This is a genomic window from Limnoglobus sp. (genome assembly GCF_059499385.1).
This window is the reverse complement of sequence record NZ_JCABYM010000111.1, coordinates 212,280-226,903: the sequence shown is the minus strand read 5'-3', so window position 1 is coordinate 226,903 and position 14,624 is coordinate 212,280. Positions and strand designations below refer to the sequence as shown.

The following is a 14,624-nucleotide window of genomic DNA, read 5'->3' as shown; positions in this document are numbered from 1 at the left end:
CTACCGCCCGGCCGCGGCGATCAGGTCGTTGATTCGCCGCGCGAACCCGACCGGGTCGGCCACCTTCGACCCCTCGGCAATCACCGCCTGGTCGAGCAAGAGCTGCGCGTAGCTGCCGACCCGCGGGTCGTCGGGGGCCGCGGCGTGGATGTCGCGGAGGAGCGCGACGGCCTTGTGATCCGGGTTCAGCTCCAAGACTCGTTTGTTGTCCGCGACCGCCTCGCCGAACTTCCGCATCAGCCGTTCGAGGTTCGCCGTCATCCCGCCGGCCGCCGCGACGAGGCACGCGGCGCTGTCCGTCAGCCGCTTCGTCAGCCGCACGTCGGCCACGTCCGGCAACTTCACCTTCAACGCCGTCAGCAAACTCGCGTACCAGTCGGCCGTCTCCGCCGGGATGTCGCCGCCGGTCTCCTTCAGGTCGCCGCGGTCCGCGGCTTGCAACTGCTTGCCCTTGTACGCCCCGTACTGCGGGATCGCGAACTCATCGACCGGGTCGGTGAGGAGCAGCACGTCGTACCCCTTCGCCCGGAACGATTCGAGGTACGGCGAGTTCCGCAACTGCCCGCCCGACTCGCCGGTGAGGTAGAAGATTTCCCCCTGCCCCTCCGGCATCTTCTGCACGTAGTCGGCGAGCGTCGTGTACGTACCGGCCGGGGTGTTCGCGGACTCGAACAAGAGCAGGTCGGCGACCTTGTCGCGGTTCGCCCAGTCGCGGGCCAACCCCTCCTTCAGCACCGGCCCGAGGCCCTGGTAGAACTTCACGTACTTGTCGTACTCGACGTTCTTCAGCCCCTCCAGCCCCGAGAGGATGTTGCGGACGACGTTCTTGCGGATCGTTTCGAGGTGCGGGTTCTGTTGCAGCAGCTCGCGGGAGACGTTGAGCGGCAAGTCGGCCGCGTCCACCACGCCGGTGACGAACCGCAGGTAGGGGGGCAGCAGTTCCTCGCAGTGGTCCATGATGAGCACCCGCTGGGCGTATAGCCGAAGCCCGCCCTTCGGCTCCTCCCAGTCCATCGCGAACGGCCGGTGTGCCGGGATGAACGCGAGCGCCTTGAACTCCGTCTTCCCCTCGACGGCGAAGTGCAGCACCTTCGCCGGCGGCTCCGGGTCGTGCGAAATCTGTTTGTAAAACTCCGCGTACTCCTCCGGCTTCACCTCGTTCTTCGGCCGTAGCCACACGGCCTGCCGGTTGTTGACGACTTCCTCCCGCGTCGTCTTCTCGCCGTCCTTCTCCTCCGTCACGTCGAGAACGATGGGGTGTTCGACGAAGTCCGAGAACTTGCGGACGAGTTGCCGCAGCCGATACGGGTCGAGGAACTCCTGGGCGTCGTCCTTCAGGTGCAGCGTCACGTCCGTGCCGCGGGCCGGCTTCGGCGCGTCCTCAACTGTGAATTGCCCCTGCCCGTCCGAGACCCACTTCACGCCGCGGTCCTGGCCGCCGGGCGGGCGGGTATGGACGGTGACCGTGTCGGCGACCATGTATGCGGAATAGAACCCGACGCCGAATTGCCCGATCAGCCCCGGCGCGTCGGCCTGCTTCCGCTCCTTGATCGCGGCGAGGAACGCCTTCGTGCCGGACTTCGCGATCGTGCCGAGGTGGTCGATCGCCTCGTCCCGCGACATGCCGACGCCGTTGTCGGAGATCGTCAACGTCTTCGCCGCCGGGTCCGGCACGATCTTGATCTTCCAGTCGCGATCGCCCTCTAGCAGCTCCTCCTTGTTGACGGAGTCGAACTGCACCTTCTGGATGGCGTCGCTCGCGTTGCTCACCAGCTCCCGCAAGAAAATCTCGCGGTCGGAGTAGAGCGAGTGCGTGATGAGGTGCAGGAGTTGCTTCAGTTCGGCCTTGAATTGCAGCGTTTCGGCGGACATGGTCGGTGGGTCTCCACAAAAAACGGGGTGAACGGAGTCGGTCCAAGCCCGATCGCGTAACGAGACGGCAGTGGTTGTTTTACGAGCGGTCGGCGCGAATCCATACAGTATCGCCACCTCCCGAAAAGCATTTCTCGGAGACCCCAGATGCGCGTCGTTACCCTCGCCCTGTTCGTCCTCGTCGGTTCGATCTCGGCACAAGAAAAAACGACTCGCGAACACCTCTCGCCATACGGCCTCGCGAAGCCGGTGCTGATCGCGACCGGCGGGTTGCCCGAGGGGTTTGAGAACAAAGACGACATCCCGGTGTTGGACGCGAAGAAGGACGCCCCGCCGACGGGCTTTCAGTTCCTGAAGGCTGCCGACGAACAACCGGCCGTCGGCAAAGTCGGCATCCACGTCCCGGCCGGGGCGGTCTTCCGGATTCAGAAGCGGACAATGGCGAACCTCGGCGAGGGCGTCGTGACGCTCCGACTCGCGAAATCGCCGACACGCGACGCGCGGGCGGTCGAGTTGGAGGGGAAGAAGACGGCCGATTACAACGAGCTGCGGCGGTGCGCGACGGAGCGGGCCGACGGCAGCCCGTACCCGCCGAAGGAGCCGGGCGTGCCGCACGTGCCGAAGGGGACGCTCGTAATCGTCGGCGGCGGCGGCATGACGCCGGACATCGGCAAGCGGTTCATCGACGCGGGCGGCGGCGAGGCCGGGCACTTCGTCGCGCTGCCGATCTCCATGCCGGACCCGATCCGCACGCAGCGGGAGGAAGACTTCCTCAAGAAGTTGGGCGCGAAGAACTTCACGGTCATCCCGTACCGCGAGCAGAAGGACCTGGAAGACCCCAAGGTGATCGAGACGCTGAAGAAGGCGACCGGCATCTGGTTCGGCGGCGGGCGGCAGTGGAATTTCGTGGACGCATACGAGGGCACGAAGCTGCCGGCCTTGTTCCGGGCCGTGCTCGACCGCGGCGGCGTCATTGGCGGGAGTTCCGCCGGGGCGACGATCCAGGGCGACTACATGGTCCGCGGCGCGCCGGCCGGGCCGCACATCATGATGTGCGAGGGGTACGAGAAGGCGCTCGGGTTCCTGCCGGGTGTCGGCATCGACCAGCACTTCTCCGCCCGCAACCGGTTCAAGGACATGACCGCATTCATGAAGGTATACCCGCAGTTCCTCGGCATCGGCCTGGACGAGAGCACGGCCATCGTCGTGGCCGGCTCGACGGCCGAAATCCTGGGCAAAGGGAAGGTCCACTTCTACGACCGGCGGAAGCCCGTGAAGGAGGGCGAACCCGATTACGAGGCTTACCCAGCCGGGGTGAAGTACGACCTGAAGAAGCGGGCCGTCATCGCGGACAAGTAATCATTCCGGCGCGGCCGGGTCGGTCGAGGCGGGGGCGTCCAGGGCCGCGACCAGCCCGTCGATCTTGACACGGAGTTCCTCGTTCTGCTCCTCGCCGACGCGGGCCTTCAACCGCTCTCGGAACCGCTTTCCCGCTTGGCCGAGTGACGCGAGGACATCGACGGCGATGCGCCGAATTCGCAACGCCGGGTCCGCGAGGGCGGCGGTCACGACGTTCGCGGCCTCGGCGTGGTCGGGGTCGTCGGCCAGCACCGCCCCGGCCGCGACGAGGCGGACCCGCGGGTTCGGGTCGTCGATCAGCCGGGGCCACACGTCCCGCGTTTGTTCCGCGGGCGTCGCCTTGAGCGCGACCGCCGCGTTCAGCCGCAGGCCGTCGTTCGGGTCGGCGACGCACTCGGTCAGCAACGGGACCGCCGCCGGGGGCAGCTGCTCGAGCCGGGAAACGGCGAACGCCGCGTTCGCCCGTACCTGCACTTCCGGGTCGCGGAGGCAGTCCACGAGCGATTGCACCGCGGCCTCCGGGATGCTCGCGGCCTTCATCCAGCCGGCCGTGGCCATCTTGCGAACCTCGGCGTTGCCGTCCTTCATCCCGTCCACGAACGCGGCCGCCGCTTCCGGCGGCTGGACGTAGGCCATCGCCCGCAGTGCCTGCTCGCGGACGGACGCCTCGCCGGTCCGCACGGCCCGCAACAGTGCGTCGCCGGCCGTCGCGGCCGCGGCCCCGATCACCCCGAGGGCCTGTGCCGCGGTGGCCTGTATCCACGGGCTGTCGTCTTCCAACAGCCGGCGGCACAAGCCGTCCACCACGGCCGGCGACGGGCCGAGGACTCGCGGCAACGCGAGGATCGCCTCGTACTTCACCTCGTCGTTCGCGTCCTCCAACAGCGGCAGCAGCTGATCCGCGGTCACGTCCGACGCCGGCCCACTCTTCCCCAGCGTCTCGGCGGCCGCGGCCCGCACGCGCGGGTCCGGGTCGCACAGGCCGGCGTGAATGACCCGCCGCGTGTTCGCCTCGGCCGGCGCGATCTCGCCGAGGGTTTGCAAGACGCGGGCCCGCACGCCCCCGTCCGGGTCCGCGACTACGGCGTCGAGCGCGGCGACGGCACTGGTCGCGGCCGCGCCCATCTTGCCGAGGGCCTCCGCGGCGTTCGCCCGGACGAGCGGGTTGATGTGCCGTAGCGACCGCACGAGCGCGGGGACGGCGTCCTCGGCCGACTCGCCGATTTCGCCGAGCGCCTCGGCCGCGACTGCGCTCACCCACGTGCTCTGGTCCCGCAGCGCCCGCACCAGCCCCGGCACGGCGACGGCCCCGGCCGCGTCGCCGATCTTCCCGAGCGCCTCGGCCGCCTTCGCGCGGACGTGGTCGTCACCGTTGGTCAGCGACGCCACCAGCGCCGGGGCGGCCTCCGGCGCGGCCTTGCCGATGACGACGAGCGCCTCCGCCGCCTGCACCCGGACCAGGCTGTCCGGGCTTTGAAGCCCCTCGACGAGCGACGCGGTCGCCTCCTGGGGTAACGAATCCATCCCGCCGAGGGTGTCCATCGCCGCCTGCCGGACCCCTTGCTCCGGGTCCTTCAGAAGCTCGATCAGCTTCGGCACGATCGCGGCCTTGGCCTGCTTGAACCCGCCGAGCGCCTTCGCCACCTCCGCCTTGACCGTCGGGCTGGGGTCGGCCAGCTTCTCGACGAGCGGCGGGACCGCGGCCTCGCCGCCGATCTGCCCGAGCGACTCGGCCGCCCGGCACTGCACCGTCTCGTCCGCGTCGGCCAGCAGGCGGACGAGTTCCGGCACGGCGTCAGCCGCCGGCGACCCGACGAGTCCAAGGGCGTGAACGGCGGCCAGCCGGACCGTCGCGGCCTCGTCGGACAGGGCGGCCCGAAGTGTTCCGACGATCAACTCGACCCGGTCCGGTTCCGGCTGATCCCCGACGGAAGCCCGGCGACGGAAAGGCCAGAACGAATGCCGCGACGCCCGTGCGGAAGCGGACAGGCGGGACCGCTTGCTCGCCGTCTTCAGGCCGGGACCGCCGATGACGCCCAGGGCTTCGACCACCTCCTGGCGGACGATTTCGCTCGCGTCGGTCCGGACCGCGACCAATCGCGGCAGCGCGTCGAGGGCGTTCAGCCGCCCGAGGGCCGCGGCGGCCACGGCGCGGACGCCCTCGTTCTCGTCGTTCAGGTGTTCGACCAGCGCCGGGATCGACGCCGGGCCGAGGGTGGCAATGACCTGCGGCAGCTGGTCCCGCTGCTCCCGCGTCATGGCCGGGATCGACCGGAGCGAGGCGAGCAGCGGCCGGACGACGCCGACGCCGTGCTGCGGGAGCGAGTTCCGTGCCCGCTCGTGGATCGGCGGGTGCGGGCTCCAGAAGTCGGCGATCGCCTCCGCGAGCGCCTGCCCCTGGCGGATCGACGCGAAGATCTGTTGCAGCAAGACGAGGGTGAAAAACGTCTTGTACGCGGTGAGCAACAGCCCCGCCGGCCACTTCGCCTGCGTGACGTGGTTGAGGCGGAGGAAGTTGTACGAGTTCACCACGTCCAGCAGATCGACGACGCGGTACAGGCTGATGAGCGAGTACGCCAGGAAGTCGGCGTAGCCGATCGACATTTTGTCGTCCCCCATCCGGAACCAGCTGCGGCCGACGGACTCGTACAGCCCCTGGTTCAGGAGCGCGAACCCGCCGATCGCGCCGACGGCGGCGGCCGCGAGCAGCAGGACGCCGACCCGGTCGCCGTGGCGGATCAAATGGACGGCGAGGGCCTGGCCCTTCATCGGGTTGTGGACGGCCTTGTACCCGCGTTCCACCTCGTACCGCTCGATGTCGATGAACATGTACGCGAGGCACGCCGTCACGCCCATGAACACGGCCGCCCCGCCGCACAGGACCGTGACGACCGGGGCGACGGCCGCGACCAGGTAGCCGTTCGCGATGAGGGCGAGGACGACGACGAGGAACTGCCACCACGCGGCGGACGAGAAGTATTGCTCCCAGAGGCGGAACCCGCGGGCCACCGTCCCCCGGACGACGGCGCTGAAGACGCGGAGGACCGCGCCGATGAACCCGACGCGGAACAAGACGTACGCCGCCACGGCGACGGCGGCGACGGCCAAAAGGATGATATAAGACGGCGAAACCCCGTCCGCGACGGACGGGGCGGTCGAGGCCCCTGGGAGTTGGTCCGCGAAGACGGGCATGGCGGGCTTTCGGGTCGATGGTCCGGGCCGAAAGTTATCTTACGGCCGCGCCGCCGGCGCGGATTGGTCGAGCAAGCGCTGCAGCGCAGCGGGGTCGATCGGCTTCACCAGGTGGTGGTCGAACCCGGCCTGCTCGGACTCCGCCCGGTCCTGTTCCTGGCCCCACCCGGTCTGGGCGATCAGCAACATGTCCTTACCCCACGGCTGCTCGCGGATGTGGCGGGCCGCCTCGTACCCGTTCATCTTCGGCATCCCGATGTCGAGCAGCACCACCCCCGGCCGGAACTCGGCCGCCACCTCGACGGCGGCGAACCCGTCGTGCGCCGTGCGAACGTCGTTGCCCATGAGTTCGAGCATCATGCCGAGGCTGTGCGCCGAGTCCACGTTGTCGTCCACGACGAGGATGCGGTGCGGCCGGGCCGTCGCGGGGCGGTCGGCGTCCACCGCCCGGCGGTCGTCCGGCGGGGCGGTCCCGGCGTGCGGCAGCCGGACCGCGAACTCGCTCCCCTGCCCCGGCCCGTCGCTGGCGACCTCGACCGTGCCGCCGTGCATCTCGACCAGCCGGCGGACGAGGCTCAGCCCGATGCCGAGGCCGCCCTGCGCCTTCTCCTCGTGGAGATCGACCTGGGAGAACAGGTCGAAGATTTGCGGCATCGCCTCCGGCGGGATGCCGATGCCGTCGTCCCGGACGCGGAGGACGATCGCGTCCGCCTCGCGGGCGGCGGACAGGCGGATGTTGCCGCCCGGCTCGGTGTACTTGGCCGCGTTGTTCAACAGGTTCGACAGCACCTGCGCCAGCCGGGTCGGATCGACCTCGACCCGGACCGGGTCGTCCGGGACCGATACTTGCAGCCGGTGGCCGGCGGCCTCGATCATCGGGCGGCTCGTCTCGATGGCGGCGTCGATCACGTCCTTCAGCGGCACCCACTCCTTGCGGAGGTCGAGCTTGTTCCGGTTGATCCGGCTGATGTCGAGCAGGTCGTCCACCAGCCGGACCATCTGGTTCACCTGCCGCTCCATGATGACTCGGGATTGCTCCATCGCCTGCCGGTTGTCCCCGGAGAGGCGGAGGATTTGCAGGGCGTTGCGGATCGGCGCGAGCGGGTTCCGCAGCTCGTGGGCGAGGGTGGCGAGGAACTCGTTCTTGCGGCGGTCGCCGTCCTGGATGTTCCGCACGAGGGCCGCGTTGTCGAGCGCGATCCCGGCCCGGCCGGACAGTTCCTGGGCGAGCGACAGGTCGTTCGGCTCCCACTGCCGGCCGGACACGCCGAGGCCGAGGGCCAGCGCGCCGAGCGTCCGGCCGCGGGCGACCAGCGGCAGCGCGAGGAGTGTCCCGACCGTCGGGCCGGGGTCGATCGGGCCGTGCGCGGGGACGTGGTTGATGGCGGGCATCGGCCGGAAGAGGTACGCCGGCTCCGGCAGCCGGGGCAGGAGTTCGAGCTGCCCGGTCTTCAGCACCCGCCGGACGACCGGGGCGAGCCAGTCGGCCAGGCCGGCCGGGTCGGCGAGCGAGTCGAAGTAGACCGTCGCCGACTCGTCGATCCACGCCACCTCGGTCCGGGCGGCGGCCCCGTGCTCGTCGATCAGCGTGACGAGCGCGATGTCGGACAACTGCGGCAGCGGCACGCGGGCCAGTTCGCGGAGCGTCGTCTCGTAGTCGAGGGAGCGGGCGAGGGCGCTGGTCGTGTTCGCCAGGAACGCCGCGCGGCGGGCCGCCTCCTCGGCGGCCGTCCGGCGGACCTCGGCCTCCGCCTGCCGGGCGATCTGCTGCCGCATCCGGTACAGGTCGATGAACACCCGGACCTTCGCCCGCAGGACCTCCGGGACCACCGGCGTCGGCAGGTAGTCCACCGCCCCGCTCGCGTACCCCTGGGCCGTCCGCACCTCGTCGGCGAACGCCGTCAGGAAGATGATCGGCGTGTGGGCCGACCGCTTCCGCGACCGGATCATCACCGCCGTCTCGAACCCGTCCATGCCCGGCATGTTCACGTCGAGCAGGATGACGGCGAAGTCGTGCTTGAGGATTTGCTTGAGCGCGTCCGGCCCGGACTCGACGGCGACGACCTCCGCCCCGAGTTCCTCCAGGACGGTCCGGTAGACCAGCCGCTTGTCCGGCAGGTCGTCCACGATCAGGACCTTCACGGGAATCGTCTGGCCCGTGGCGTCCCACCCGCGGTCGTCGTCGCGGCGGGGCGTGAGCGTCGGCGTGTCGGCGATGAGCATAAGCGTCGGGTGAGGTATCGGGGCAACGGTGTAGGTCAGTCGCGGTGCAGCCACGCCTGGAGGACGCCGATCATCAGTTGCGGGTCCACGGGCTTGGAGAGGTAGTCCCACGCCCCGGCCTCGATGCACTTCTCGCGGTCGCCCTTCATGGCCTTAGCGGTCACGGCCACGATCGGCAGCTTCTTCAAACGCGGGATCTTGCGGATCTCCCGCATCGTCTCCAGGCCGTCCATCTCCGGCATCATGATGTCCATTAGGACGATGTCCACCGTCGGGTCGTCCTCCAACGTGCGGATCGCGTCCCGGCCGTTGTCGGCCGAGAGGATGACCATGTTGTACTCCTCCAGCACCGTGGACAGGGCGAAGATGTTCCGCATGTCGTCGTCCACGATCAGCACCTTCTTGCCCTCCAGAATCTTGCCGGACTGGTGCAGTTCGTTGAGCACCTGCCTTTTCGCGGCCGGCAGCTTCGCGACCTTCCGGTGGGTGAAGTAGGTGCTGAGGTCGAGTAGCCGGTCCGGGGAGTGGATGACCCGGACCGTGCCGGCCCGGGTGAGCGTGTGCCGGGCGCGGTCGTCGAGCCGCGGGTCGAGCCGGCCGTAGACGATCATGGGCGTGCGGGTAAAGTCGGTGGCGAACGTCGCGAGCGCCTCCACGTCGGGGGTCGCGGCCGCCGCGCCGAGGACGACGCAATCGACCGGCTGCCGCCGCAACTCGGCCAGCGCCGCCGCCGGGTCCGGGACGGTCTTGACGAGCAGGTCGTCGGCGGCCACGGTCTCGACGATCTCGCCCGCCCGCGCGGCGTCGGGTTCGACGACGATCAGGCTCTTCGTCTCCCGCTGGATCGACTCGGTGAGCGCGTCCAGCAGGTTGTCCAGGATTTCCCGCCGCTGCACCGGCTTGGCGGTGAACCCCCACGCCCCGGACGCGAACGCCCGGTCGCGGGACTCGTCCGTGGACACGACGCAGACCGGGATGTGCCGGGTGAGCATGTCGTTCTTGAGCCGTTCGAGTACCCGCCACCCGTCGATGTCCGGCAGGTAGATGTCAAGAGTAATCACGTCCGGCTTGTACTCGTGCGTCATCGCCAGGGCGGTCGCGCCGAACGACGTGACGAGCCCCTTGAACCCCTTCTCGCGGGCCGCGTCCATGAGGAACTTCGCGAACCCGATGTCGTTCTCGACGATCAGGATGACCCGATCGCCGGGCCGGATGTCGTCGCGGTCGTCGCCGACCTCGTTGTTCGGCGCGGCGAGCGCCTCGATCATCCCGTCGTCCGGCCGGCCGTGCGGCAGCCGGCCGTTCCTCGGCTCCGCGTCGTCGCCCGGCCGGGCCGGGAACTTCTCCGCGGCGGGCAGGAGGCGGTTGGTCGGCCCGCCGGCCGTCATCTCGCTCCCGGACGGTTTCCGCGCCGCCCGCGGGAACGTGTAGACCGACGGCAGGTAGAGGGTGAACGTGCTCCCGACGCCGGGCGTCGAGGACAGGCGGATTTCGCCGCCGAGCAGCCGGGCCAACTCCCGGCTGATCGCCAGGCCGAGGCCGGTGCCGCCGTACTTGCGGCTGGTCGAGCCGTCCGCCTGCTGGAACGCCTCGAAGATGATCTGCTGCTTGTCCGGCGAAATGCCGATGCCGGTGTCCGTCACGGAGAACGCCAGCACCTCGGTCGCCCGGCTGAGTTCCTCGTGGATCGAACTCCACCCCTTCTCCACCACGTCCACGCTGAGCGTGACCTTGCCGTGGTGGGTGAACTTGAAGGCGTTCGACAGCAAGTTCTTGATGATCTGCTGGAGCCGCTTCGCGTCCGTGAACATGGACTTCGGCAGCCGCGGGTCGAAGTGGATGTGGAACCCGACGTTCTTCGCGTCGGCGACGTGGTTGAACGTCCGGGACACGTACCCGCGGAGTTCGTCCAGCCGCAGCTCGTTCGCGTCCACCATGACCGTGCCGGACTCGATCTTCGACAGGTCGAGGATGTCGTTGATGAGCATCAGCAGGTCGTTGCCGGACGAGTGGATCGTCTTGGCGAACTCCGTCTGCTTGCCGGACAGGTTGCCGTCCGCGTTCTTGCTCAGCTGGTCGGACAGGATGAGCAGGCTGTTGAGCGGCGTCCGGAGCTCGTGCGACATGTTCGCGAGGAACTCCGACTTGTACTTCGACGTGAGGGCCAACTGCTTCGCCTTCTCCTCGAGTTCCTGCCGGGCCTGCTCGACCTCGCTGTTCTTCCGCTCGACCTCGTGGTTCTGCTGGGCGAGCAGCCGGGCCTTCTCCTGCAACTCCTCGTTCGTCTGCTGGAGTTGCTGCTGCCGCGTCTGGAGCTGCTGCGCGAGCGACTGGGACTGCTTGAGCAGCCCTTCCGTCCGCATGTTCGCCTCGATCGTGTTCAACACGATCCCGATGGACTCGGTGAGCTGGTCGAGGAACGCCTGGTGCGTCGGGTTGAAGCCCTCAAAGGACGCGAGTTCGAGGACGCCCTTGACTTGGCCTTCGAAGACGAGCGGCAGCACGAGGACGCTGCGGGCGCTCGCCTCGCCGAGGCCGGACGAGATGCGGATGTAGTTGTCCGGCAGGTTCTCCAGGAGAATCTTCTGCTTCTCTAGCGCACACTGGCCGACGACGCCCTGGCCGAGGCGGATCTGCTTGCCGATGGCTTCTTTCCCCTCCGAGGCGTAGCTCCCGAGGAGGGTTAGGACTTCGGAATCCTCCTTCGTGTCGAAGACGTAGAACTCGGCCTGTTGCGCCGTGACGACCGGGCAGAGTTCGGACAGCACCATCCGGCCGACGTTCGTGAGGTCCCGCTGCCCCTGGAGCATCCGGCTGAATTTCGCGAGGTTCGTCTTCAGCCAGTCCTGCTCGCTGTTCTTGAGCGTCGTGTCCTTCAGGTTGCGGATCATCTCGTTGATCGTGTCCTTGAGCGCCGCCATTTCCCCCTGGGCGTCGAGGGCGATGGACCGCGTCAGGTCGCCCTTCGTCACGGCCGTCGCGACCTCGGCGATGGCCCGCACCTGCCGGGTCAGGTTGTCGGCGAGCTGGTTGACGTTCTCGGTGAGCGCCTTCCACGTCCCGGCCGCGCCGGGGACCTTCGCCTGCCCGCCGAGCTGCCCCTCGACGCCGACCTCGCGGGCCACCGTCGTCACCTGGTCGGCGAACGTGGCGAGCGTGTCGATCATGCTGTTGATCGTGTCGGCCAGTTCCGCGATCTCGCCCTTCGCCTCGACGGTGAGCTTCCGCTTGAGTTCGCCGTTCGCCACGGAGGTCACGACCTTCGCGATCCCCCGCACCTGGCCGGTCAGGTTCGCGGCCATCATGTTCACGCTGTCCGTCAAGTCCTTCCACGTCCCGGACACGCCCTCGACCTTCGCCTGCCCGCCGAGCTTCCCTTCCGTCCCGACCTCCCGCGCCACCCGCGTCACCTCGGCCGCGAACGACCGCAACTGGTCCACCATCGTGTTGATCGTGTTCTTCAGCTCCAGAATCTCCCCCTTTACGTCCACCGTGATCTTCCGCGACAGGTCGCCGGCGGCGACGGCCTTCGTCACTTCCGCGATGTTCCGGACCTGGCTCGTCAGGTTCCCGGCCATCGAGTTCACGCTGTCCGTCAGGTCCTTCCACGTCCCGGCCACGCCCTGCACCTCGGCCTGCCCGCCGAGCTTCCCTTCCGTCCCGACCTCGCGGGCCACCCGCGTCACCTCGGACGCGAACGACCGCAACTGGTCCACCATCGTGTTGATCGTGTCCTTGAGTTCGAGAATCTCGCCGAGAACGTCCACCGTGATCTTCTTCGACAGGTCGCCGTTCGCCACGGCCGTCGTCACGGCGGCGATGTTCCGGACCTGGGCCGTCAGGTTCCCGGCCATCGAGTTCACGGAATCGGTGAGGTCCTTCCACGTCCCGGCCACGCCCTTCACGTCCGCCTGCCCGCCGAGCTTCCCCTCCGTCCCGACCTCGCGGGCCACCCGCGTCACCTCGGACGCGAACGAGGAAAGTTGGTCCACCATCGTGTTGATCGTGTCCTTCAGCTCCAGAATCTCGCCGCGGACATCGACGGTGATCTTCTTGGACAGGTCGCCGTTCGCCACGGCCGTCGTCACGGCCGCGATGTTCCGGACCTGGGCCGTGAGGTTCCCGGCCATCGAGTTCACGCTGTCCGTCAGGTCCTTCCACGTCCCGGCCACGCCGGGCACGTCGGCTTGCCCGCCGAGCTTCCCTTCCGTCCCGACCTCCCGCGCCACCCGCGTCACCTCGGCCGCGAACGACCGCAACTGGTCCACCATCGTGTTGATCGTGTTCTTCAGCTCCAGAATCTCCCCCTTCACGTCCACCGTGATTTTCTTCGACAGGTCGCCGTTCGCCACGGCCTTCGTCACGTCGGCGATGTTCCGGACCTGGCCGGTGAGGTTCCCGGCCATCGAGTTGACGCTGTCCGTCAGGTCCTTCCAGGTGCCGGACACGCCCTCGACCTTCGCCTGCCCGCCGAGCTTCCCTTCCGTCCCGACCTCGCGGGCCACGCGGGTGACTTCCGACGCGAAGGAAGAAAGCTGGTCCACCATCGTGTTGATCGTGTTCTTCAGCTCCAGAATCTCGCCCTTCACGTCCACCGTGATCTGCCGCGACAGGTCGCCGTTGGCGACGGCGGTGGTCACGTCCGCGATGTTCCGCACCTGGCTCGTCAGGTTCGACGCCATGAAGTTGACGTTGTCCGTCAGGTCCTTCCACACCCCGGCCACGCCGGGCACTTCCGCCTGCCCGCCGAGCTTGCCTTCCGTGCCGACCTCACGGGCCACCCGCGTCACCTCCGACGCGAAGGAGCCGAGTTGGTCCACCATCGTGTTGATCGTGTTCTTCAGCTCCAGGATCTCGCCCTTCACGTCCACCGTGATCTTCCGCGACAGGTCGCCGTTGGCCACGGCGGTGGTGACGGCGGCGATGTTCCGAACCTGGGCCGTCAGGTTCCCGGCCATCGAGTTGACGCTGTCCGTGAGGTCCTTCCACGTCCCGGATACGCCCTCGACCTGCGCCTGGCCGCCGAGCTTGCCTTCGGTGCCGACCTCGCGGGCCACGCGGGTTACTTCCGACGCGAACGACCGGAGCTGGTCCACCATCGTGTTGATGGTGTTCTTCAGCTCCAGAATCTCGCCCTTCACGTCCACGGTCACTTTCTTGGATAGGTCGCCGTTGGCCACGGCCGTCGCCACCTCGGCGATGTTCCGCACCTGGCCGGTCAGGTTCCCGGCCATCATGTTCACGCTGTCCGTCAGGTCCTTCCACGTCCCGGCCACGCCCTTCACCTCGGCCTGCCCGCCGAGCTTGCCTTCGGTGCCGACCTCCCGCGCCACGCGGGTTACTTCCGACGCGAACGAGCCGAGCTGGTCCACCATCGTGTTGATCGTTTTCGCCGTCTTGAGGAACTCGCCCTGGAGCGGCCGGCCTTCGATGTCCAGCGCCATGAGTTGCGACAGGTCGCCCTGGGCCACGGCCCCGATCACCCGCGCCGTCTCGCTGGTGGGGTGGACGAGGTCGTCGATGAGGGTGTTGACGGACTCGACGGACGCCTGCCAGAACCCGCTCACGTCGCCGAGCGACGCCCGTTGGCTGAGCTTCCCCTCCTTGCCGACGACGCGGCGGAGCCGGGCCAACTCCTCGGCCATCCGCTCGTTCAACTCCACGACATCGTTGAAGGCGTCCGCCACCTTGCCCGCCACGCCGGTCCATTCGAGCGGCAGCCGCACGGCCGTCTTCCCCTTCTTGAGGGCGACGAGCGCGGTGAGCAGGCTGGTCATCTCGCTGACTTCGAGCGCGGACCCGTTGAGCGATTGCATGGCGACGCCCCGGAGGAGTGATGGTCAATGCGGCAGGCAGCGGCTCGCGACGGTGGGGCGTCCGAGACGGTATTGAGTTAGTGTCGCCGACCCCTAACGGAATGCAAGGGCAAGTTTCGCCAGAATCTACGGGGAACGGAAAGAGTCGGGGAAACGCGGTGT

General features: G+C 68.5%; 5 protein-coding genes. 1 reads left to right on the top strand and 4 read right to left on the bottom strand.

Translation table 11 applies throughout. The annotated features are described in order from the left end of the window. Entirely contained in the window at positions 1-1,872 is a 1,872-nt protein-coding gene (gene htpG, locus AC5JJ2_RS20700; RefSeq protein WP_495859931.1) for a molecular chaperone HtpG, read from the bottom strand. Between the two features lie 147 nt (positions 1,873-2,019). Between htpG and AC5JJ2_RS20695 the strand changes: the two genes are divergently transcribed. Continuing rightward, the gene (locus AC5JJ2_RS20695) at positions 2,020-3,231 is read left to right on the top strand and encodes a cyanophycinase (protein WP_495859930.1); all 1,212 of its coding nucleotides are present in this window, start codon (positions 2,020-2,022) and stop codon (positions 3,229-3,231) included. On the opposite strand, the gene AC5JJ2_RS20690 is transcribed toward AC5JJ2_RS20695, so the two are convergent. The 3 genes from AC5JJ2_RS20690 to AC5JJ2_RS20680 are packed head-to-tail and all read right to left on the bottom strand — an operon-like array spanning position 3,232 to position 14,462. Then, positions 3,232-6,423 (bottom strand): HEAT repeat domain-containing protein, encoded by a 3,192-nt coding sequence (locus AC5JJ2_RS20690; RefSeq protein ID WP_495859929.1) that lies wholly within the window; start codon positions 6,421-6,423, stop codon positions 3,232-3,234. Positions 6,424-6,462: 39 nt separating this feature from the next. Continuing rightward, positions 6,463-8,646: a hybrid sensor histidine kinase/response regulator gene (locus AC5JJ2_RS20685; RefSeq protein WP_495859928.1), complete on the bottom strand. Its 2,184-nt coding sequence runs from the start codon at positions 8,644-8,646 to the stop codon at positions 6,463-6,465. A gap of 35 nt (positions 8,647-8,681) precedes the next feature. Next, on the bottom strand, positions 8,682-14,462 hold the full coding sequence (locus tag AC5JJ2_RS20680; protein WP_495859927.1) for a HAMP domain-containing protein: 5,781 nt from the start codon (positions 14,460-14,462) through the stop codon (positions 8,682-8,684). Between the last annotated feature and the right edge of the window lie 162 nt (positions 14,463-14,624).

Coding starts and splice junctions, on each gene's coding strand:
- htpG (WP_495859931.1), bottom strand. CDS start 1,872: ATGTCCGCCGAAACGCTGCAATTCAAGGCCGAACTGAAGCAACTCCTG.
- AC5JJ2_RS20695 (WP_495859930.1), top strand. CDS start 2,020: ATGCGCGTCGTTACCCTCGCCCTGTTCGTCCTCGTCGGTTCGATCTCG.
- AC5JJ2_RS20690 (WP_495859929.1), bottom strand. CDS start 6,423: ATGCCCGTCTTCGCGGACCAACTCCCAGGGGCCTCGACCGCCCCGTCC.
- AC5JJ2_RS20685 (WP_495859928.1), bottom strand. CDS start 8,646: ATGCTCATCGCCGACACGCCGACGCTCACGCCCCGCCGCGACGACGAC.
- AC5JJ2_RS20680 (WP_495859927.1), bottom strand. CDS start 14,462: ATGCAATCGCTCAACGGGTCCGCGCTCGAAGTCAGCGAGATGACCAGC.